The sequence below is a fragment of the Acidobacteriota bacterium genome (assembly GCA_029861955.1).
Taxonomy (GTDB): domain Bacteria; phylum Acidobacteriota; class Polarisedimenticolia; order Polarisedimenticolales; family Polarisedimenticolaceae; genus JAOTYK01.
Genome location: JAOTYK010000018.1, coordinates 55,580 through 77,472, shown reverse-complemented (window position 1 = coordinate 77,472; position 21,893 = coordinate 55,580). Strand labels below are relative to the sequence as shown.

General features: G+C 62.9%; 16 protein-coding genes and 1 tRNA gene. 6 read left to right on the top strand and 11 right to left on the bottom strand.

Annotated features, from left to right (window positions below):
* Positions 1-44: 44 nt before the first annotated feature.
* The 3 genes from OES25_10705 to OES25_10695 are packed head-to-tail and all read right to left on the bottom strand — an operon-like array spanning position 45 to position 2,101.
* Complete coding sequence (locus tag OES25_10705) at positions 45-1,166, bottom strand: SAM-dependent methyltransferase (GenBank protein MDH3628108.1); 1,122 nt, start codon at positions 1,164-1,166, stop codon at positions 45-47.
* A gap of 4 nt (positions 1,167-1,170) precedes the next feature.
* Positions 1,171-1,716, bottom strand: a complete 546-nt coding sequence (gene nuoB, locus OES25_10700; protein MDH3628107.1) for an NADH-quinone oxidoreductase subunit NuoB — start codon at positions 1,714-1,716, stop codon at positions 1,171-1,173.
* Between the two features lie 55 nt (positions 1,717-1,771).
* The gene (locus OES25_10695; GenBank protein MDH3628106.1) at positions 1,772-2,101 is read right to left on the bottom strand and encodes a DUF2203 domain-containing protein; all 330 of its coding nucleotides are present in this window, start codon (positions 2,099-2,101) and stop codon (positions 1,772-1,774) included.
* 253 nt (positions 2,102-2,354) lie between these two features.
* Between OES25_10695 and lpdA the strand changes: the two genes are divergently transcribed.
* The 4 genes from lpdA to lipA are packed head-to-tail and all read left to right on the top strand — an operon-like array spanning position 2,355 to position 6,638.
* Complete coding sequence (lpdA, locus tag OES25_10690) at positions 2,355-3,767, top strand: dihydrolipoyl dehydrogenase (GenBank protein MDH3628105.1); 1,413 nt, start codon at positions 2,355-2,357, stop codon at positions 3,765-3,767.
* A gap of 20 nt (positions 3,768-3,787) precedes the next feature.
* Positions 3,788-5,053 carry a 2-oxoglutarate dehydrogenase, E2 component, dihydrolipoamide succinyltransferase gene (gene sucB, locus OES25_10685; protein ID MDH3628104.1) on the top strand — a complete coding sequence of 422 codons (1,266 nt, stop codon included), beginning with the start codon at positions 3,788-3,790 and terminating at the stop codon, positions 5,051-5,053.
* 47 nt (positions 5,054-5,100) lie between these two features.
* Positions 5,101-5,742, top strand: a complete 642-nt coding sequence (gene lipB / locus OES25_10680) for a lipoyl(octanoyl) transferase LipB (GenBank protein ID MDH3628103.1) — start codon at positions 5,101-5,103, stop codon at positions 5,740-5,742.
* The gene (gene lipA / locus OES25_10675) at positions 5,742-6,638 is read left to right on the top strand and encodes a lipoyl synthase (protein MDH3628102.1); all 897 of its coding nucleotides are present in this window, start codon (positions 5,742-5,744) and stop codon (positions 6,636-6,638) included. The genes lipB and lipA overlap by 1 nt, the downstream gene beginning before the upstream one ends.
* On the opposite strand, the gene OES25_10670 is transcribed toward lipA, so the two are convergent.
* The 8 genes from OES25_10670 to OES25_10635 form a co-directional block, all read right to left on the bottom strand.
* Positions 6,626-7,171 (bottom strand): TlpA family protein disulfide reductase, encoded by a 546-nt coding sequence (locus OES25_10670; GenBank protein MDH3628101.1) that lies wholly within the window; start codon positions 7,169-7,171, stop codon positions 6,626-6,628. The two genes, lipA and OES25_10670, sit on opposite strands and share 13 nt — an antisense overlap.
* A 129-nt stretch (positions 7,172-7,300) precedes the next feature.
* Positions 7,301-7,376, bottom strand: a tRNA-Gly gene (locus OES25_10665).
* Positions 7,377-7,443: 67 nt separating this feature from the next.
* Entirely contained in the window at positions 7,444-7,839 is a 396-nt protein-coding gene (locus tag OES25_10660) for a YraN family protein (protein ID MDH3628100.1), read from the bottom strand.
* A 72-nt stretch (positions 7,840-7,911) separates the two neighbouring features.
* Positions 7,912-9,315, bottom strand: coding sequence for a cysteine--tRNA ligase (cysS, locus tag OES25_10655; protein ID MDH3628099.1), 1,404 nt, complete (start codon positions 9,313-9,315; stop codon positions 7,912-7,914).
* Positions 9,316-9,438: 123 nt separating this feature from the next.
* Positions 9,439-12,609 (bottom strand): carboxypeptidase regulatory-like domain-containing protein, encoded by a 3,171-nt coding sequence (locus OES25_10650; protein ID MDH3628098.1) that lies wholly within the window; start codon positions 12,607-12,609, stop codon positions 9,439-9,441.
* Positions 12,610-12,939: 330 nt separating this feature from the next.
* A complete protein-coding gene (locus OES25_10645) occupies positions 12,940-14,355 on the bottom strand; it encodes a sigma-54 dependent transcriptional regulator (GenBank protein ID MDH3628097.1) in 1,416 nt (471 codons plus the stop codon).
* The gene (locus tag OES25_10640; protein ID MDH3628096.1) at positions 14,352-17,147 is read right to left on the bottom strand and encodes an ATP-binding protein; all 2,796 of its coding nucleotides are present in this window, start codon (positions 17,145-17,147) and stop codon (positions 14,352-14,354) included. The genes OES25_10645 and OES25_10640 overlap by 4 nt, the downstream gene beginning before the upstream one ends.
* A gap of 18 nt (positions 17,148-17,165) precedes the next feature.
* On the bottom strand, positions 17,166-19,151 hold the full coding sequence (locus OES25_10635) for a TonB-dependent receptor (GenBank protein MDH3628095.1): 1,986 nt from the start codon (positions 19,149-19,151) through the stop codon (positions 17,166-17,168).
* Between the two features lie 104 nt (positions 19,152-19,255).
* On the opposite strand from OES25_10635, the gene OES25_10630 reads away from it, so the two are divergent.
* Entirely contained in the window at positions 19,256-20,107 is an 852-nt protein-coding gene (locus OES25_10630; GenBank protein ID MDH3628094.1) for a hypothetical protein, read from the top strand.
* A gap of 7 nt (positions 20,108-20,114) precedes the next feature.
* Positions 20,115-21,875, top strand: a complete 1,761-nt coding sequence (locus tag OES25_10625) for an N-acetylmuramoyl-L-alanine amidase (GenBank protein ID MDH3628093.1) — start codon at positions 20,115-20,117, stop codon at positions 21,873-21,875.
* Positions 21,876-21,893: the final 18 nt, after the last annotated feature.

Here is a 21,893-nt window from a genome sequence, read left to right as displayed (position 1 = left end):
TCTCTCCTCGTGAGGCGAGCGGATGACGGTTTCAGGATAGCAAGTCAGAACGGCTTCTGGAGGCCTCCGAGGGTCTCACGCGGCTGCTGTCCCTTGCACAGGAGCAGGACCCGGAACGTGCGCCCCATCCCCTCCGGGTGGATCAACTGCATGACCCGTCGACGCTCACGCACCCGCCGGGGATCTCGAGACATCTCGATGTCGGTCGCCTCAAACGCCTCCAGGATCCCGTTGCCGATCAGGAATCGATCCTGGGTCGTCAGCCCCAGGCTCTCCCAGCCTCGTGTCGATGCATGCTCGGACAACGCGGTGAAATTGACGTGGGCCGTCAGATCCTGTTGACCCAGGCAGGCCAGGAGATCGTCGGAGGTGCCGTGCCGGTGATAGGCCATGAGCGTCCCGTGAGGGCGACGGTTGTAGAGGGGCTCGGCCTCGTCGCCGTAGTCGACGATGATCGCAAGTCCCTCGTCGAACACCCGGTCGATTTGATCGAAGACCTCGCCCATCGCCAGACAGACCTCCGCCTGCATCCCGTCGTGGGGCGCCGCACCGAAACGTTCGGCCCAGTCGGCGATCTCATCGCCGGCGGGTTGGTCGATGAATTGCAGATCGGCATCCACGCGCCGCTCCATCAACGTGCTCCCACGACGCACGACACGGTGGACCGGCAACGCATCGAACAACTCTACGGCGAGCCACGCGCCCCGGGTTCGGCCCGCCATCACGGCGCCAAGCTCGGACGGTGCTACCACACGGGCTTCGGGCGTGTTCCGGCGGGCTTCCTCTCGCATCCCCTGCGATCGATCGACCAGCGTGCATCTCGCCCGCCCACGGAGAGGCTCCGGTAGATGGTCCAGGAGGTCGCGGGCCAGCGTGCCCCTACCCGAACCCACTTCGAGGATGTCGAACGGATCCGGCGAACCCATCGCGGCGTCGAACTCCGCCAGCTGCCGGGCGAAACAACGTCCGAGACCGCTGCCGATGTCGGCGGCGGTAAAGAAGTCGCCCTCGGGACCCACGCGGGTGGGCCCGGCACGGTAGTACCCGTGCTGAGAGTCGTAGAGCGCGGTCTCCATGACCTCGGCGAACGAGAGCGTTCCCCCGTCACGGATCCTCGCCTGGAGGCGTTGGGTCAGCGGGGACGACTGGAGGTCGTCTTCGGTCACGATCTCAGGAGACGGGGTCGGTGTGGGTCGCGAGTTCCGAGGCGCTCTTCTCACCACGCGTGATCTTCCGCTGAATCTCCATGATCGCCTCGATCAAGGCCTCGGGGCGTGGCGGGCAGCCACTGATGTAGACATCGACGGGCAAGATCTCGTCGACACCCTGGACCACCGAATACGAGCGGTACATACCACCGGAGGAGGCACAGGCACCCATGGAGATGACCCAGCGCGGGTTGGGCATCTGGTCGTAGATCTTCTTGACGGCAATGGCCATCTTCTTGGTGACGGTGCCGGACACGACCATCATGTCTGCTTGACGCGGGGAAAATCGCATCGCCTCGGCGCCGAATCGGGCGACGTCGTATCGCGGTCCGACCGTGGCCATCAACTCGATGGCGCAACAGGCGAGACCCATCGGCATCGGCCACAGGGAGTTCTTACGTCCCCATCCGATGCCCCAGTTGATGAACTCGTGCACCTTGGTGGTGTAAGCGATCTGATCGGCGTCCTCCGGGGGACGCTGATGAAGGATCGGAAGGCTTTCGGACATGGTCGGTCACTCCTCGGCCCAAATGTAGCCCAGGCCCGGAACGAGGGCAAGAAATTCAGCCCTCATCCGCTTCACTCCAATGACGGACGCCGTCCTCACCCAGGGTCCAGATCAACCAGACTCGGCGACCCCGACGACAGGCGGGGAAACGGATCTTCCCGGCACGCCCGTCCTGGACCTCGACCCCCTGACGACGCAATCCCGCCACCAGCTGACGATGACGGATCAGAAGCGTGAAGCGGGCCGCCGAAACCGGTTGATCGCCCTCCCGGGGAGGGCTGGGGAATCGCTCGAGATGGAGGTGGGTCTCCCGAACCCGTTCGACGAGAGGTCTGAGGCGGTCCAACGCGGCGGTCGCGCTGCGAGGCGTGAACAGGGGTTCCATCGGTAGCGATCTCCGGAGGCGGGGCGTCAGGCTAGCAGGGAGCCGACCCGAACGGCAGCCACGCCCCGAACTTTCGTTGCGACAGGGGGAGATCCTTGACGCTCCCCAACCCCTCGGATAGAGTGCCTTTCCGCCACCGAGAGTCCGAGATTCCAGCAAAGAGAGGGATATTCCCCCCGACTCGGAACGGACGTCTCCGTAATCACCGGACACGTTCGACGATGGCGAACAGACACTGTCGAAGGAGACTGCCGTGTCGGCTGCCGCCAACCCATCGTTCGATGTCACGGTGATCGGAAGCGGTCCTGGAGGCTACGTCGCGGCCATCCGGGCCGCCCAACTCGGGCTCAAGACCGCCGTCATCGAGATGGCCGAGGCACCCGGAGGCACCTGCCTTCACTGGGGCTGCATTCCGACCAAGGCGCTGCTCCGTTCCGCCGAGGTTCTCGATACGGCGCGGCACGCGGCGCAGTTCGGTGTCCAGGTCGAAGGGGCGGAGATCCAGCTGGATGCCGTCCACGACTATAAGAAGAAGGTCGTCGATGCCAATGCCAACGGCGTCTCCTATCTCTTCAAGAAGAACGGCGTGGAGTTGATCCGCGGTCGCGGCCGTCTCGCGGGCAAGGGCCAGGTAGAGGTCACTCCGATCGAGGGTGCGGCGTACACGATCCGGAGTACCCACACGATCCTCGCCACGGGCTCGGCGGTCCGCGGTATGCCGGGTGTCGAGTTCGATGGCGAGCGGGTGATCAACTCCGACCACGCACTGTTCATCGATCGCATCCCGAAATCGATGATCGTGATCGGTGCCGGTGCGGTCGGCGTGGAGTTCGCATCGATCTATCGGAGCTTCGGGGCCACCGTCGACGTCGTCGAACTACTGCCGACCCTGGTCCCGATCGAGGACCAGGATCTCGGTAAGGAGCTCCAGCGTGCGTTCAAGAAACGTGGGATCGGCGTCCACGTCGGGAACCGGGTGACCGGCGTCGAAAAAGGCAAGGGCTCGGTCAAGGTTCACACCGAGAAGAAGAACAAGAAACAGACGTTGGAGGCGGACGTCCTCCTGATTGCCATCGGTCGGCGCCCGCTGACCGACGACATCGGCCTGAAGGGCACGAAGGTCAAGGTCGATGAACGAGGATTCATCGAGGTCGACTCGATGATGCAGACCGGCGAGCCGGGTGTCTACGCCATCGGGGACATCCTCCCGACGCAGGCGCTGGCCCACGTCGCCTCCCACGAAGGCATCATCGCGGCGGAACATATCGCCGGCGGGTCGGCCCACCCGATCGACTACGACAAGATTCCGTCATGCACCTATTGCACCCCGGAAGTGGCGTCCATCGGCCTGACCGAGGCCGAGGCCAAACGCCGCGGGATTGAAACGGCCATCGGCAAGTTCCCCTTCTCGGCCAGCGGGAAGGCGAAGATCCTCGGCGAGACCGGTGGATTCATCAAGATGATCACGGATAAGAAGTACGACGAGGTGATCGGTGTCCACATCGTCGGCCCCCACGCCACGGAGTTGATCGCGGAGGCTACGGCCGCCGTCAACCTCGAAGCCACTGCCGAATCGATTTTTCAGGCGGTTCATGCCCATCCGACTCTTGCAGAGGCGATGGGCGAAGCCGCACTCAGCGTTCACGGTCGTCCGATCCACAGCTGATCAGACCAGGAGAATCCACGATGCGTGTAGACGTAATCATGCCGCAGATGGGCGAGTCGATCGCCGAGGGCACCATCACCCGCTGGATCAAGCAGGTCGGAGACACCGTCGAACGCGACGAGCCGATCTTCGAGATCTCGACGGACAAGGTGGATGCAGAGATCCCGGCGCCATCGGCCGGAACGCTGGTCGAGATCAAGAACCAGGAAGGCGAAACGGTGCCGGTAAACGATGTCGTTGCGTTCATCGAGACCGATGCAAGCGCCGCCGCGAGTGCCCCGGCGTCGACGGCAGAGCCGGCCGCCGTAGCCGAGGCACCGGCTCCCACGGCCGCACTGGCTGCCGCCGCACCGACCCCACCGGCTCCAGTCGCTCCTGCTGCGGCGCCCGTCGCCGGAGTCTTCGTCTCGCCGGTGGTCCGCCGGATCGCCGCTGAGCACGGGATCGACCCGACCACTCTCGCCGGCACCGGTGCCGGTGGCCGAGTGACCAAGAAAGATATCCAGGCGTTCATCGCGTCCGGTGCCGCGGCCCCCGCGGCGGCGGCGTCCCCCGCACCTCTCGCCCCTCCTGCGCCGGTCTTTGCCGCTGGAAGTCGCGAGACCCGCGAACCGATGACGATGATGCGCAAGAAGATCGCCGAGCACATGATCGAGTCGCGTCGCACCTCGGCACACGTCAACTCTGTGTTCGAAGTCGATCTCACTAACATCGGGAAGATCCGAGCCCAACACAAAGCGGCGTTTCGCGACCGTCACGGCGTCAACCTGACCTACATGCCTTTCATCATCAAGGCGGTCAGTGACGCACTCCGAGACTGGCCGATCGTCAACTCGTCGGTCGAGGGCGACACCATCGTCTACAAGAAGGATCTCAACATCGGCATCGCCGTGGCACTCGAGGGCGGCCTGATCGTTCCGGTGATCCGAAACGCCGACGACCTCTCCATCGCGGGCATCGCGAAGCGCGTGTTCGACCTTGCAGATCGTGCTCGAACGAAGAAGCTGAACCCGGATGAGGTCCAGGGCGGAACGTTCACGATTACCAATCCCGGCCAGTTCGGGGGCCTGTACGGTCTACCGATCATCAGCCAGCCTCAGGTTGCGATCCTCGGCATCGGCGGCATCGAGAAGCGTCCGGTGGTCATCGATGACGCGATTGCGATCCGTTCGATGGTCTACATGGCCCTGTCCTACGACCACCGTGTGGTCGACGGGGCCGTTGCCGACCAGTTCCTGGCCCAGATCAAACGGGGCCTGCAGGAGTTCGACGCATCGCTGCTCTAGACGAGCAAGAGATCGCCGCCGGCCGACGCTCCTGGGAGATCCGTTGGCTGGGGCGGGTTTCGTACGACGACGGTCTGGCCCTTCAGGAACAACAGGTCCAGAGTGTCCGTCGTGGGGGCGGCAGGGATAGCCTGCTGCTCCTCGAGCATCCGCCGGTTATTACCGTGGGACGCGGCGCTGACGATCGGCATCTGCGCGCGTCGGCCGAGGAGCTCGAACGTCGCGGGATCGAATACCACGAGACCGGACGTGGCGGAGACATCACGTACCACGGACCCGGACAGTTGGTGGGCTATCCGATCCTCGCGCTCCCGGAGGATCGACGCGATGCGCATCGCTATCTACGGGACCTCGAAGAGGGACTGATCCGGACCGCGGCAGAGTTCGGGATCGAGGCCTCAAGGGTCAAGGGGTTGACCGGAATCTGGGTCGGCAACGCAAAACTCGCGGCGATCGGTGTACGCCTGTCGTCCGGCTGGATCACGTCTCATGGCTTCGCGTTCAACGTGACGACCGACCTGACGGGGTTCGACACGATCGTCCCCTGCGGCATCAGTGACCGCGGCGTCACCTCGCTGGAGCGGCTCCTGGGACGTCGTCTGTCGCTGGAGTCGGTGGGCCGGGTCATCGGACGCCATCTTTCCGACGTGATGGATCTTCAGCCGCTATACGCCGACGAGACTCCCTGATGGAGAAGCAACGTCGCCCCGAATGGTTGAAAGTTCGTCTACGGACCGATCCGAATTTCCGTCGACTTCGGAAACTCGTCGATGAGTTGAAACTCAACACGGTCTGCACCGAGGCCCGCTGCCCCAACATCTACGAGTGTTGGAATGCGGGGACCGCGACCTTCATGATCCTCGGCGAGACCTGTACGCGACGCTGTGGATTCTGCAGCGTACACAGCGGACGACCCGACCCCGGTGTCGACAAGGACGAACCGCGTCGGGTCGGCGAGGCCATCGCTCGTCTCGGTATCCGTCATGCGGTCATCACCAGTGTCGATCGCGATGACCTGCCGGACGGCGGTGCGGCGCATTTCCGCGACGTAACTAATGCGATCAGGAGTCACGCCGCAGGTTGCGCGGTCGAGCTCTTGACGCCGGACTTCAAGGGGCGCGTCGATGCGTTGGACATCGTCCTTCAGGCCCCACCGGACGTGTTCTCGCACAATATCGAGACGGTTCCACGACTCTACAAGACCGCACGACCCGGCTCTAAGTTCCTCGGCTCGGTCGCCCTCCTGGAGGCGTCCGCCCGTGAGCGGGACGCCCGCGGGCTCACGATGCGAATCAAGTCCAGCATGATGCTGGGGCTGGGCGAGACCGATGACGAGGTGCTCGACGTGATGGCCACGCTACGAGAGGCGGGCGTCGAGGTGATGGCGATGGGACAGTACCTGCAACCCACCCGGGACCATATGCCTGTCACACGCTTCGTTTCGCCGGATCACTTCCGGCGGTTCGCCGATGCGGGGAAAGCCATGGGCTTCCTACACGTAGAAGCCGGTCCGCTGGTCCGATCGTCCTACCACGCCGAGCAACACCATCCGGCGCTTCCCGTGATCTCGAGTCACTCGGGGTAGATGTAGGGTCCGAGGCCGCCACCAGCCAGGTAGGAATCGATGTCGAACTTAAGCCCGACGACCTGCTTCTCCGAGGAGCCGATGTAGCGCCGCAGGATCTTGCCCTGCTTATCGATCAGGAAGCTGGTCGGCAGGATCCGTATTTCGCCCCACTGCTTGTAGGCCCTGGGCCACGGATAGATGTTCGCGTAGAGCACCTCGAGATCTTCCAGAAAGACGGCGAGATCCTCCGGCTGCGGCTGGTCCTGCAAGACACCGATCACCTGCAACTGGTCGTGCTTGTCGACCAGCGACTGCAACGCAGGCATCTCCGCCTTGCAGGGCTCGCACCAGGGGGCCCAGAAGTTCACGATGGTCAGCTCCTGGGTCGCGTAGTCCACCATGACATAGACGTCGTCGTGGGTTCGCCCCCGAAGCTCGGGAGCCGTCTGACCCGGTGCCAACGCCAGGCCCTTACGCTCTTTCTGGGCCATCGCGACCGGCGATGCCAGGGCAAAAGCCAGGACTGCGAAACCCAGTACGCGCGAAATCACTCTCGGCCCCACAACTCTCATGACGTCACTACCTCTTCGTTACCGACGGAACCCAATGATTCTACGACCGCAGATGGCCCCTGGCCACCCGGCGTGGCAATCGTCCGACGATTCTGGTTGGGGTGAGACTGGAGCGGGAAACCGGACTCGAACCGGCGACCCCGACCTTGGCAAGGTCGTGCTCTACCAACTGAGCTATTCCCGCGGGTCTTGATTTTGGCCGTCTGCTCCGGCCAAAATCCACGGCAAAGTACCGCAATCCCGGGAACCCGTCAACATCGGCCCCTCCGTTGCGAACGACCGCCTTCGGGACGGAATGCGTCGAGCGTGTGATCGACCACGGGAGCGGAATCGGGAGGCCAGAGGACCTCGACGACGTCGAACCGACAGGGTCGCTCAAGCCAACCACGGGCGGCCAGGTAGGCCGTGGCAAGCCGGGCTAGCCGTCGCTGTTTGGAGGGACCCACGGCCTCTCCAGGCTGCCCGTAGCCGACCCCGCGTCGCGTCTTGACCTCGACGATGACGACGATCGGACCGTCCAGCGCGATAAGATCGATCTCCCCCAGTCGGCAACGCCAGCCATGTTCGAGAACACGGTATCCCCAGGAGCGGAGCTGCCGAGCGGCCAGCTCCTCACCCATCTGACCGGTCCGACGACGACTGTCCATTCGTTTAGGCTAATCCGAGCGGCTCAGGGCGATGCGGCTTTCCGTCGCACGACGGTATCCGATGAGAAACGGCTAGCGGCGTTTCCAGAGGGTTCCCTGAGGTGTGTCTTCGAGCACGATCCCGTCTGCGGCCAGTAGATCGCGGATACGATCCGACTCGGCGAAGTCCTTACGCGCCCGCGCCTCCTCCCGCTGCCGGATCAGATCCTCGACATCCTCAGAGACCGCCTCGGTCTCTTCCTTGAGGGCCAGGACCGTGTCGAAGCCGTCCATGGCGAGAAGGAGGTGACGACGACTCTCCACCGGAAGCTCGCCCCGATCCATCGCGACGTGGGCCTCGCGGATCAGGCGAAATAACGCACCGACCGCGCTGCTGATATTCAGGTCATCCGCCAATCCATCCGCGAAGGCCGAACGTTCGGTGTCGCACAGTGCATCGAACGTCTCGTTCCGTCCATCGGCTGCCGGTTCGTGATGCAGACGCGCACGGAGATCGTCGATCCGTTGAACCTCCGCCGTCGCCTTGGCCAGGGCGTCCATCGTGAAGTTCACCGAAGAACGATAGTGGGTCGACAGCAGCAGAAGTCGGATGGCACGCGGATCGGCTCCCTTCGTAAGGAGATCCCGGAGCGTGTAGAAGTTCCCCTTGGACTTCGACATCTTCTGGCCGTCGACCATCAGGTGGGCCGCATGGACCCAGTGGCGAACGAATGGCTTCCCGGTTGCGCCCTCGCTCTGGGCGATCTCGTTCTCGTGATGCGGGAAGATGTTGTCGACACCACCCGTATGAAGATCGAACGATTCACCCAACAGCTTGATGCTCATCGCGGAGCACTCCAGGTGCCACCCGGGACGCCCCTTCCCGAACGGGCTATCCCAACTGGGCTCCCCCTCCCGATAGGCCTTCCACAGGACGAAATCCCGGGCGTCATCCTTCTCGTACTCGTCGTTGTCGACCCGGGCGCCGCTCATGACGGTTCGGTTTTCGAGGTTGGATAGTTTTCCGTAGGCTTCGAACTTCTCGATCTTGAAGTAAAGCGACCCCTGACTCTCGTATGTAAGACCCTTGGCCTTCAGCTGCTCCGCGATGGCGATCATCTCCGGTATGTGATCGGTCGCCCGCGGGTAGGCTTCGGCCCGTTCGATCCCCAGCGTGTCGAGATCCTCGAAGAACGCCGCGATGTACGGGGCGGTCGCGTCATCCAGAGTCAGATTCTCCGCCATCATCTTCGCGATGATCTTGTCCTCGATATCCGTGATGTTCATCACCTGGGTGACGCGGAAGCCGAGGTACTTCAGAGACCGCCTCAGCAGATCCTCCCACACGTACGCACGGAAGTTGCCGATGTGTGCGAAGTCATAGACCGTCGGCCCACAGGTGTACATCCTGATGTGACCGGACTCCAGGGGCACGAGCGGTTCGACCTTGCGGGTCATGGTGTTGTACAGACGGATCGGATGCGGTAGACGATTCACGGTGCGATCTCCCGGTGGCGAGGCATTGTAGCCAGCGTTGCGGGGTGCATCAACGACCTGCGCTCAAAGAAAAGGGCCACCCCCTGAGGAGCGGCCCTTCGAAACCAATCGATCGCAGCGAGATCAGAAGGACATTCGGATCCCGACCTGCCACTGGCGGCCAAATCGCTGGGTGGCGATGTTATTTCCGTTGATCTGAGCGAAGTTGACTTCAAGGGTGTCGTCGTTCAGGAGGTTGAAGACCTCTGCGGAGACCTGCATGTTGACGCCGCGGGCCAACTGCATTTCCTTCGTGAACTTGGCATCGACGTTCCAGAAACCCTCGTTACGCTGGTCGTTCCGCTGACCGGTGAGATAGCGTTGCCGGGTCCGCGCGGCGTTCGCCGTGCCGATTCCGGCATACTGCGGAGGGACCTGATCGAAGGACAGCTGCTGCGAGAGCAACGAGTACGGCAAGCCCGACTCCCAGCTGATGGCACCACCGAGACGGAAGTTCCACGGGGTGATCGTCGTCGCATTGAGTTTGACGACGTGACGCTGATCGTAGGACTGATACCCGCTCTCGTCCCGAAGGAGCGAACGGTCATCGCCCAGCAGCTGCTGGAAGTCCTCGCCGTCCCCACGGGCACGGGAGTAGGTGTAGGACGCCTGCATCTCCCAGCTCTTGTATTGCCGGCGCGTCAGTGCGAGGACGACACCGTCATAGTCGATGCTGTTGAAATTGCCGACGACGTAGATGTCGCCCCAGCCCGGGTTCTGCAGATAGAGATCCGGGATACCGTCGGGCCGCTCAAGACGGGTCGTCTCGGAGAGCGGGTCGTCGGTTTCGACCGGATCGTCGTCATCGGAATTGTTGGAGAAGAAGATCTCTCCCGCACAATCGTCGAGAATCCCATCGCCGGGAGCCAGCGCGGGGTCCAGACCCAGAGCCTCGGCCTCGAGAGCCGTCAGCGGCTGCACGGTGCGATTGTCCAGCAAGGATGGCTGACGACAGCGACCGTAGTCCCCCGGAACGTGGTTGACGTCGATGTCCTGGAGTTGGTCTTTGAATGCTCGATTGACGTAGGTCACGGAGATCGAGGTCTCGGCCCACAACTCGCGCTCGAACGCGAAGGTGAACTCATCCTGGTAGGGCGTTCCCAGATTGCGATCCACGGCGCTGACGTTGATCGTCGTACCGACCGAGCTACGGAGACCGTCGACGAGGAACTTGTCCTCGTTGTCGATCGTCGCGTCGTAGACCAGGCTGGTAGTCACCGGCTCGAGTTCGATCAGCGGGATGTTGAGGAACAGCTTGTCGTAGAACCGACCGGCGGTGCCCACGAACTTGGTCTTGCCGTTGTTCCACGGATCCCACGAGACCGAGATACGCGGCGCGATGTTGGTATTGGTCAACGCGATGTTCTCTGCCCGACGGGTCTTCTCCCAGTCGCCCTGCTGCTGATAGAGCAAGGCCATTCGGCTGTTGATCTCATCCAGGCGTAGGTTCAGGACCGACTGAAGTCCCCGAGCGAAATCGTCGAGCGACTCGTAACCCGTAAAGGTCTCCGCCATCGGAATACTGATCGAGCCGCCCGCATCGGCGATCGAGCGGATGAGTGCGGCTTCGTTTTCGGCGTCGATGGGGGTGAAACCGTTGGCGGTGATCTCCTCGCGGTCGATGCGGACCCCAAGGGTGATCGATAGATTCGGGATCGGCTTGAACTGATCGCGGAAGAAGGCGCCCCAGTTGGTTCCCGTGGCGCGAACGTCCGCCGTTTGCGGGATCGCGAGGGTTGCCGCCACGAGGGGGACCAACGTCAGCTCGGTGTCGCCGCCCATGTCCTGGTTATCCATGTTGCTGAGGACGAAGGTGGTCAGGTTGGGTCGTCGCTCGAGGAAACGGAAATACCGCTCGTTCTCGACCTCGAAGCCGAGACGGAACTCATGGCTCATGCCCCAGAAGTTTCCGCCGAAGATCGTGGCCTGCGAACCGATCGTCAGTCGCTGACGATTGTCATCCCAGGTCTGGAAGAACGATCCGGTGCGTTCACTGTTGACCGCGTTGAAACACTGGGCACCTTCCAGGAACTCGAAGCCGGTCACGCAATCGTTCGCCTGTCCGGCGACCGTCGGGAAGACACCGGTCTCGAGATCGAACCAGGCCGCTCGACTGTCGACAAAGATCTTCGGAGAGACCGGTGCCTGCCAACCCATCTGATAGGTGCTGCCGCTGCGCTCCGTGCGACGGGCGGCCTCGGCCGGGGTCCTGGAGTTGACACCCAGGTTGTTGATCTCTTGCGGGTCCGATCGCAGCGTAAACGTCAGTTTGTTTCGCGGCGAGGCCTGCCAGGTGAGCTGGTCGCTGTGGATCCCCTGATCCACGGTGATCGTCTCGATACCCCCGATCACGTTTACGGGAATCTCTTGATCGATCAACTCGTGAGAGAGCCGATACCACAGCTTGTCCTTGAGGATCGGGCCGGAAACCTGGACGGAAGGCTGGAACCAGTCGAAATTGGGGTCGGTGACGTTGTTGTTGTCACCGGCTCCATCCCCATCCAGCTTGCTGGATCGGTAGAAGAACTCGAAGACGCCCTCGAAATTGTTGCTGCCTTGCTTCTCAATAATGTTGGCGAAGCCACCTTGTGCGCGGGAGTACTCGACACCGGCACCGGCGGTGATGACTTCCATCTCCTCGATGGAGTTCGGGTTGACCTGGCTGCCGAACTGTCCGGTCAACGGATCCACGTTACTGACGCCGCTGACGACGGCCTTGAAATCGCGGTCACGAGAACCGTGGACATTGGGGTTGCCGTCGCCATCGGAATCCTGCACGCCGGGCGCCAGGGTCAAGACGTTTTGATAGAAGCGACCGGCGACCGGAAGATCCTGAATGAAGTCGTCCGAGAACTTGGTCGACGTCTGGGTCTTCTCCAACTCGACCGTGTCACCCTCGCCGACGATCGTCAGCGTCTCGGTGTACTCGGCCTGCAGTTGTACGGTATAGGGCGAGCGTTCGTTCAGGCGAATACGCAGGTCGCTCAACCGTTGCGTTGCCATCCCGGGGAAACTGACCTCGATGACATAGCCACCGCCGGCTCGAAGCACCGGGAACTCGGCGACGCCCTGCTTGTTGGTCGTCACCGTCGATTCTTTGACGTAACCATTCTCGTTGGTGATCGTCACGCGCGCCGTCGGAAGAGGACCGTCGCTATCGACAACCTTGATGATGAGACCACCTGTCTGGGCGGAGACCGCCGAGATTGCAAAAACGGCGACAGCGATGAACAACACCGTTCGCATCAGCTTCATGACACCCTCCTGAGGACCGGTCCTAAGCGTGTTTCGAATCCGGGAGGCCACCCCCGTTGCAAATCCGGTACACCCCCCCATAGCCCTCGGTATGGCTCAAGCCACGATGAGAGATACGAGATGCACCCATCCGGTAAATCCAGATTGATTTGCGCGGTTTATGTACCACCCTACCCCCAATGCGTCAACCATCAGATCGACGCCCTATGAAGGATACTTAAGGAAATTGGGACGTTTGGGAAGGCACGAAGCCAAAGGTCTGCTGCAATTCTACCGCGATCTTGCCGGCCGGCCGTGTAAAGCGTGGGCACCATCTGGTTTTTGCCGAAGCTAGACCCGAATACCCAGACGTTTAAGCTTCTCATTCAGGGTCGTGGGCTTGAGGCCCAATCGGGCGGCGGCCTTCTTCTGAACTCCGCCCGATTGTTCCAGGGCGTCCAGAATCATATGGCGCTCGAAGCTGGCGACGGCCTCCGCCAGTCCGACCCCTTCCGGGAGACGAGGCGACGACTCCTGCCCGGGCGTCCCGCGGACCTCCGATGGAAGATCACGAAGATCGATCCGTGGACCGCCGGCCAGAACGACTCCCCGCTCAACGACGTTCTCCAGCTCACGAACGTTCCCCTGCCAGCCGTAGTTCAGGAACAACTCCATCGCCTCCGTCGTGAACCCCTCAAGATGTTTGTCGTTCTCGTTGTTGAATCGATCGAGGAAGTGGTTGAGCAACATCGGCACGTCCTCCATCCGTTGCCGCAACGGCGGGATCGTGATCTTGATGACGTTGAGTCGGTAGTAGAGGTCCTCGCGGAAGCGTCCCTCACGCACAAGCTCTTCCATGTCCTCGTTGGTTGCCGCCAGGATTCGGACATCAACCGAGCGGGTCTCGGTCGAACCAAGACGCAAGTACTCTTTGTTCTGAATCGCACGCAATAACTTCGCCTGCACCTCCGGCGAAATGGCCGTGATCTCGTCAAAGAGAATGGTCCCACCCTCGCTGGCCTCGAGGAGTCCCGCCCGATCACTCGTCGCGCCGGTGAACGCGCCGCGAACATGACCGAAGAGGTTGTCCTCCAGAAGCTCGGTGGGGATACTCACGCTATTGACCACGGTGAACGGCTTACTGGAGCGGGTCCCTCGCTGGTGGATTGCGTGGGCCACCAGTTCCTTGCCGGTCCCCGACTCTCCCTGGATCAGGACGGTCGCTCGGCTCGGGGCGACCTGGTCGATGAAGCGATAGACCTCCTGCATCGGCTTCGACTTGCCGACCAGTTTCTCGAAACGGTACCGCTCTTCGAGGGCCCGCTTGAGGTCACGATTCTCCCGGCGCAGCAAGGTCGACTGAACGGCTTGCGCGACCAGATGTCGAACCTCGTCATTCTTGAAAGGCTTCGTGAGATAGTGGAACGCGCCACTCTTGATCGCCGCAACGGCGTCCTGCACCGACCCGAACGCCGTGATCATGACGACCGCCAGCTGATCGTCACGTTCGCGGACCCACCGGAGCAGCTCCATCCCATCCGCGTCGGGGAGCATGACATCGAGGAGCAAGCAGTCCCAGGATCCGTCGTTCAGACGTCTCCGCCCGCCCGCCGCGTCGACCGCGACGGCGACCTCGAAACCCTCACGCTGCAGAAGCGATCGAAGGACGTCGACGACCACGGGCTCGTCGTCAACGACGAGGACCCTCCCTCTTGACGGTTCGGGGAGAGCGGTTTCGTTGGGTTCATCCTGAGGGGTGGCGCTCACGCCATCGCCCGGGCCGTGCTCCCGATCGGTAGTTCCACGCGGAATCGCGTGTACTTCCCACGTTCGCTATCGACACGGATCTCGCCGCCGTGCTCACGCACGATTCCGTAGGAAATCGAAAGCCCGAGCCCCGTGCCCTTCCCCCGTCCCTTCGTCGTAAAGAACGGATCGAAGATGCTTGGGAGATCCTCCGCCGCGATTCCCTCTCCGTCGTCCCGAATCTCGAGAGCGACTTCCGTTGCCGTCTGATGACTGCGCACCTTGATCGTGCCCGCGTCGCCAACGGCATCTCGCGCGTTGATCAAAAGGTTCAGAATGACCTGTTGCAGCTTGCCTTTGTGCCCCCTGATCATCGGAATGCTCGGGTCCAGGTCCACCTCGATCGTGACGCCACGTCCGCGGACCTGAGGTTCATACAGCTGAAGAACTTCCTGCGCCGTCGCGTTGAGATCCAGGGCCTCCAATGCGGTCGGCTCCGAGCGCGCGAGGCTCAGTAGCGACTGCGTGATCCGCGAGGCGCGCTCGGTCTGGGACTCGATCTTCTGCAAGACCTCCCGGTCCCCGGGTTTGCGGTCATCTCCCTCGAGGAGCATCTGCGCATAGCTGGAGATACCGGTCAACGGCGTGTTGATCTCGTGGGCGACACCGGCGGCGAGCATCCCCAGCGAGGCAAGCCGTTCCTGGCGAGCCATCTGCTCTTCCATGTCCACACGCTCCGAGACATCGTCAAACGTAACAACCGTCGACGCTCCGCCGAAGCCTTCGCGGGTTCGGGAAATCGATAGGTTGGCGACGATCCTCCGCCCCGCCCGGTTCGTCAGGCTGAGACGAAAGATCCGCGCGCCATCGATCCCCGCTCCGAGATCGCCTTCCTGCTGGAGTCGACGAACGACATGCAGCGGGAACACATCGCCGATCTCGCGACCGAGCGCCTCGTCACGCGGGATGCCGTAGATCTCTTCGATCGCCGGATTCCACTCCTGAATTATTCCGTCGGCATCCATCAGCAGCAGGCCGACCGCGCTCGCATCCAGGAGCGTGGTCTGACGCGCGTGGAGTTGTTCGATCTCCACGGCGCGTTGCCGGACTTCGCGGACCAGTCGAGCGGCCTCGAAGGCCGTCGCGGCATGGGCGGCCAGTGTTCGCAGCAGTGCGCAGTCCTCAGTCGTCAACGGTGGTTGCGGGTGCGTGCGTTCGCCGACGCAGAGTGCCGCCCGCAGGGTTCCCTTGACCTTCATCGCGAACAGGTAGCGCGCCCATGGAACTTCCGCGATCTCTCCGGCGTCGAGCGTCACAAAGCCCTCGTCGTCGAGACGGGCCAGCGCGTCGGACTCCAGTTCGAAGAACCCACCGGATCCCGTTGGCATACAGTCAAAGCGACCGTCGCCCGACTTCACCGCGACTTCGCTCTTCTCCACGTCCAGCGTATCTCTTACCCGTCTCCGCAGATTCTCGAGGAGCGTGGGCAGATCCGTGTCTGCACTCAACTCGCGTGCCCAATCGAGTAGCGTGGCCCGATAGCTGTAGCGCCGACGATAGAACGCGCGGTCCACACCTGCCTTGACCCACGCGCGCAGAGACGGGTAGCTGGCGATCATCGCGAAGAGCCCAAAGTACCGGGAGGCGCTTCGTGAGAGATCGAACCAGTCGCCGACAAATTCGCGCACCAGGAAAACGGTCGCGGCGTAGATCGCCGACGCGGCAAAGATGGACGAGACTTCACAGATACCGCGCAACAGGAACAGGTCGACGTCGTACGGTCGATAACGCGCCAGGGCCGCCGTGAATGCAGCCGGAACGAAGAGCATCGGCGCGACCGAAACGAACTGGGCCCACAAAGGCAACTCGCTGGCACCCAGTGCCCACGGTGCAGCGTAAAGCACGGCAAACGGTCCGAGGCCGAGTGCCAGCCCCCAGAGGAGCCATCGCATCTGTCCTCGATGAAGCGCCGAGGCCGAAGCCCGATACGATTTCGCGATCAGCGTCACGCAGACGATCAGGGCGACTGCAAATAACAACTGTGAGAGACGATCCGGCCATTCCGCGGCACGGACGGGATCATCGAATCGGTAGACGCCGCCCAGAAGTTGCGGAGACAGCCAGAGCGCGGCTGTGAACAAGAGCGCACCGACCCCGTACCCGGTGAGGATCAACACCGGTCGCTGGCGGAATCGCTTGCGTGTCAAGAGGACACCAAGATGGATCAGCAGCGCCGGCACCAGCGCCGACGCCGCGACATCGCCCCAGTAGATGACCCAATCCAGCGCTCCACCGTTACCGGTGTGACTGAACGTCAGCTGCGTAAAGAGCGCCAGAGCCAGCGCCGTATAGAGGCGTCCTCCGCGGATGCGTGGCCAGCGGAGCGTGATGAAGAGCCCGGTCGCCCAGAACGCCATCCCGACGATGGCGAGATAGGTGTAGGGCTCGGTTCGAGTCTCACGCCCGGGCATCAACGAGAGGACGAGGTCTTCCGCGCCTCGTCGGACTTCGATCTCCACGGTGTTCCCGCTGCCGTGTTCCCAGCCGATCTGCGAGGCCTCGAGAGCGAGGCGTATCTCGTCACCGTCGACGGTCAGGAGTCGATCTCCGGGGCGGATCCCGGCGTTCCACGCGATGCTGTTCTCGTCGACGAACATGGCGATCGCGCCACCGGCGGACTGCGTCCATTCGACGCCGACCAGAGGGCTGGATGCGCCCACCCGCTCTCCGAACGAGACTGCCCCGACCGCCAACAGAATGGCGGCGATGCCGAGTGTCAGCGGCAGGCGCAGAGTCTGGATCAGTGAGCGCACGTCGTTAGTCCTGCCTCACTAGAATTGTACGGAGAGACCAGCGCTGACACGTCGGTGAATCCCGGCGACGATCGCGTCGCCTGTATCGGGGTCATCGGTCGAATCCGGCGAGTCGAGTTCAAGATCGGAGCGTCGGTACGCAATAAGCAATCGCCAGTCGCCACCGGTCAACGCGGGGAGGACCCGTTGGCGCAGGCGAAGCTCCAATGCGCGTTGCTTGAGTCCGCTTGCCAACAGATCGTCGGCGGCTCCGTTCTCACGAGTTCGCCGATAGTCGAGCAGGATCCCGGTTCCGCTCGAGACCACGCTGAGACCCAGCTGACCACTGTCGAATCGCATGTGTCGATTCTCAAGTCGACGAATGGGCATCTCTTCCGGCAACCAGGCCGCCAGCGTGCCCTCCGCCCAGCCGTGCTCGACTTCGAAGACGGCGCGAACGGGCCCGCTATCCTGAACAAGAGCGACGCGCGATTCCTTGACCGCCGCGTTGCCGTTGGTCAGATAGAGCGGATCGCTTGGGCCCTGGAGCCCGCCGTCATAACCGAAACGGTCCATCTGACTGGGTGAGAACGCCGTCGACCCGCGAAGAGTCAACGACGCGACGATCGGCAGCTCGACGCCGACCTCGTAGCCAAGACGACTACTGGGCGTAAAGTGCGTCGACAGATCGCTCTCACGATCCGTCCATTCGGTGACGGCGTGATAGGAAAAGAGCGTCTGCACCGAGAAGCGTCCGTAGCTCCATACGCCGCCCAACCGTGGGGCAAACAGTGCGCTGTCGCCTTCTTGAAGGGCATGCTGATAACCAAGACCGTAGATCAACGCGATCGGTCCACGGATCTTTCGTGTGTCCTGTGCATCGATCCCGACCGAGAATCCGTCCACACCCAGAAGGGCCGGCGTCGCCATCCCATAGGTCAGGTTAGACGGTGCATCCAGAGAGCGGGCATGGAACGCAACCTGGAGTTCATTGGTACGCGTCGAGCGCTCGTAGGCACCGGCCGCCCGAACCGATTGATTCAGGTCGCCGGGCATCTCGGGGCCGTTGATGGACCGTGCCTGTGTCGCTTCGGTGCCAACGTAGTCCAGCGAGACATCGAGTCGAGACGAAGGGTTCAACTGTTGCGACCAGCGTGCGTCGTAACCCCACGTCCGCTGCTGGGGACGCTCCCGCGGGATCGTTGCCGACGACTGTAACTGCGTCCCGAACTGCTGGCCCGCATAGAAAGCGTTGACCTCCAATCGCGAATCCAGGGTCGTTTCATAGTCCATCGACACCGTCATTCCGGAGTCGCCGAATCGTTGATGACCGTCGGTCGCGCTGCGATCGCCTCCCAACCGTTCCTGGTACGCGGTCAACGCGACCGAACCGCGATCGCCCACCGGAGATGCCAGGCGAACCCGCGTCCCGTTTCCCGCATGCCCCTCCGGCGAGCCGGTCGCTCCGGCACGCATCGACACCGTCTGCTCCAACGACATCTGAAGCGCGTCGGGGGACGGCTGGCCGCCCTGCTCGAGGTCGCCGATGTGAACGGTATCTTCGACATCGTGCAGGAGGCTTCGCCGTGGCAGTCTCAGCGCCCAATCCGGTGACAACGCGTCGACCGGCAGGTCCGGGTTGGCCGACGACAGCGCGGGCTGCAGCACGACCTGGAGTACCTGATCCAGTCGGGTGTTGACCGACGCGATGAGCGTCAGGTAGCCCTCTTTCAACAGGGCGACGCGATAATCTCCGGGAAGAAGTCCGGCGAACTCGAAACGGCCCTGCCGGTTGCTTCGACCGACCGCTACGGGGTCGGGACCCCCGCCGGGCTGAACCACCAGGACCTCGACACCGTGGACGACGTTGCCGATGGTATCCTTGATGACTCCCGAGAACGTCGGGTTGTTGGCCGGGTGGGCCGGTCCGGACCCGAGAACCATGACGGCCAGCGCCAGGATGCTGCAGAACGTAAGCCGCAGCCCTGTCGTAAGGCTTCCGAACGGTTTACGATGGTGAACCATGGGACAGCCCTCCGACACCGACCCCCCAGGCGCGTCTCTCAGCGCAGAGTCTATGCCCACGCTCAATTGTTGTCAAACCTAGAGCCATCAACGAGATAGCAAGTATGTCGCACCCCCTCTCACCACGATTGTTCGTCCTGCCGTTCGGGCTGCTCCCCCTCCTTGTGGGGCTGAGCTTCAATCCCGCCGGGGCTCAGGTCGAACTGGGACGCAGCACCGTCGTCTCCCTGGAGATCTCACCGCTCACCGGGGAGGCCCGAGTCGACACGCTCCCCCTTCGGATCGAGCTGGATCCCGTCAAGGGCGGGCACCAGGAATTCGTGCTGGTCTGGCCGGACAACCCCGCCACGGCCCGTGAGGTCACGGTCACCCTGACCGCCGACGCCCCGAAGTTCGACCAGCGTCCCGGAGGCACCTTTCGATTGACCACCACGGTCACGGGCCTCGATGACGGGCCGGTCGAGACCCGCCAGGAGTTCTGGGTTCAGGATGGTGGGACCAGCCTGCTGGAAGTGCTGCGAGTGGCCGATGACCCGCTGACCCTGGCCATTCGGATGTCGACGCGGGAGGTACCCTTCGTGGCCAATCGCGGTACGGAGGTCGGAGTACCGCTGACCCTTAATCTGGAGATCCATCGAATCGAGGGCGAATCGAGTACCCGCCTGGAAACCAACCGCATGCAGACCTTCGTCGGACAACCGGTCAGCTACTCGTTTGACCTCGGTGGGCAGCCGGACTCTCCGGCATTGCGGCTGACCTTTCGCCCGACGCGCGTCATCGGGGAGATCGTCGAGATCGTCGTGGACGCCAACGGCAAGCTCCCCGTCGACGGCCAACTTAGACTGATCGGCACTCGCGAGACGTGGGTTGCGTCCCGTGGCGTCGCGTCATCGCTGACCATCGCCGAGGGCACACCGCCCGCCGGATATCGTTTCATGGTCACTCCACAGTTCTGAGCTGAAGATGCGACGGATACCAACAGCGCTGTTCACTCTCGCGGTCGTGTGGGGTCTCCTTGCGCTCACGGCGTTCCCGGCGAGCGCGGAGGCCGAACGGCTGAGTATCAGCGCGTCGCTTGGTGTCCACCTGCAGAACGGTCGCGAGTTGGCCCTCGAGGTGGACCCATCGGCCTACCGCGACGACGCCCATGTTGCGTCTCGGCTTCTCGCAGCGAATCAACGGGTCGATCCGGCCTGGCGTGTCCAGACGACCCATGCCGAGACCGGGGAACCCGAAGAGCGGATAAGGATCCCCCTGCGGTCGCTCGGGGATGAGATGCGGAGTCTGGTGCTCCGGACAATGTTCCCCGAGGATCGTCACGTCGAGGGGGCGTGGCTCCATGTCGTGCGACGGGGCCGCCTCCCGACGTTCGGCGAGGGTCTCTGGCAGGTCGCGGAGTGGTTCGTCGGGGAGGGTTCCTCGTTCACGGAGTTGATGACGGCCAACGGACTCTCGTCTCCGGAGCTTCGCGCCGGTCAAGAGATCCGCATCCCGCATACGCAGCTTCATGTGGCTTTCCAGCCACGCCTGACCTCCGACGACGGGCTGCTCGAATTCGGTGCAGACGACGGCGGCCCCTACGGTGGCTACCGTCTGCGATCGGGAGAGGCGCTCTACTCCGCGGTGGTCCAGCGATTCAGCGGCCGGACCGACTCGGAGGACGTCAACACACTCTCGAGCCTCCTCTGTGAGCGGAGCGGCATCGACGACCTGCGTGACATTCCCGTCGGCTTTCTGGTCAAGATTCCTCTGGACTATCTCGAGCCGCAGTTCTTGCCGGCATCCCACCCACGCCGCAAGGAGGCGGAAAGATTGGCCCGCGAGCTCGAGGCCGAGCTGGCGGCCCACCCACCGACAGAAACGCCACGCGGCCTCTCGGACGTCGTCGTCATCCTCGACCCGGGCCACGGAGGCCGCGACCTGGGCACCATGAACAACGGCATCTGGGAGCATGACTACGTCTATGACGTCACGTGTCGACTCAAGAAAATGCTCGAGACGCGGACCTCGGCACGGATCGAGATGACCCTGATCGACGAAAAGACCGGTTGCGTCCCCTCCCGGCGCGACAAACTCGTCGCCAACCAGCAGGGCACCATCCAGACGAATCCCCCCTACATGGCGAAGGAGAGAGGCGAGGCGCGGATCGCGGTCAATCTCCGTTGGTACCTGGCCAACTCGATCTATCGTCGGGAAATAGCGAAGGGCACGGACCCCGACAAGATCATCTTCGTCTCGATCCACGCCGATGCCCGTCACGCCTCTCTGTCCGGCGTGATGGTCTACGTCCCCGGCTCTGCCTACCGAACGCGAAGCTACGGGCAGTCGGCGCCGGTCTACACCAAACGCGCCGAGGTCAAAGAGAAACCGACGATCCGCTTCTCGAAGAGCGATCGTATTCGCTCTGAAGCGGTCTCTCGAAAATTCGCAGACGAGGTGGTCAACGCGTTTCGGAAGAACGGCCTTCCGGTTCACGCCCACGAACCGGTTCGCCATCGGATCATCCGCGGCAAGCAGCGTTACGTTCCGGCGGTTCTGCGGGGCAACTCGGTCCCCCACAAGGTCCTCGTCGAGATGGTCAACCTGAGCAACAAGAAGGACGCTCGGATCCTGGCCTCGGCGAAGAAGCGGCAGACGCTTGCAACCGCGCTGTACGATGCATTGTTGGGCTACTACGGCGACAGCGCCTTGCGGGCGCAGGCGACCCGGACCTCGGCACCTTGACACACCCGGGACATGGTC

Coding starts and splice junctions, on each gene's coding strand:
- nuoB (MDH3628107.1), bottom strand. CDS start 1,716: ATGTCCGAAAGCCTTCCGATCCTTCATCAGCGTCCCCCGGAGGACGCC.
- OES25_10695 (MDH3628106.1), bottom strand. CDS start 2,101: ATGGAACCCCTGTTCACGCCTCGCAGCGCGACCGCCGCGTTGGACCGC.
- sucB (MDH3628104.1), top strand. CDS start 3,788: ATGCGTGTAGACGTAATCATGCCGCAGATGGGCGAGTCGATCGCCGAG.
- lipA (MDH3628102.1), top strand. CDS start 5,742: ATGGAGAAGCAACGTCGCCCCGAATGGTTGAAAGTTCGTCTACGGACC.
- OES25_10660 (MDH3628100.1), bottom strand. CDS start 7,839: ATGGACAGTCGTCGTCGGACCGGTCAGATGGGTGAGGAGCTGGCCGCT.
- OES25_10650 (MDH3628098.1), bottom strand. CDS start 12,609: ATGAAGCTGATGCGAACGGTGTTGTTCATCGCTGTCGCCGTTTTTGCA.
- OES25_10635 (MDH3628095.1), bottom strand. CDS start 19,151: ATGGTTCACCATCGTAAACCGTTCGGAAGCCTTACGACAGGGCTGCGG.
- OES25_10630 (MDH3628094.1), top strand. CDS start 19,256: ATGTCGCACCCCCTCTCACCACGATTGTTCGTCCTGCCGTTCGGGCTG.
- OES25_10625 (MDH3628093.1), top strand. CDS start 20,115: ATGCGACGGATACCAACAGCGCTGTTCACTCTCGCGGTCGTGTGGGGT.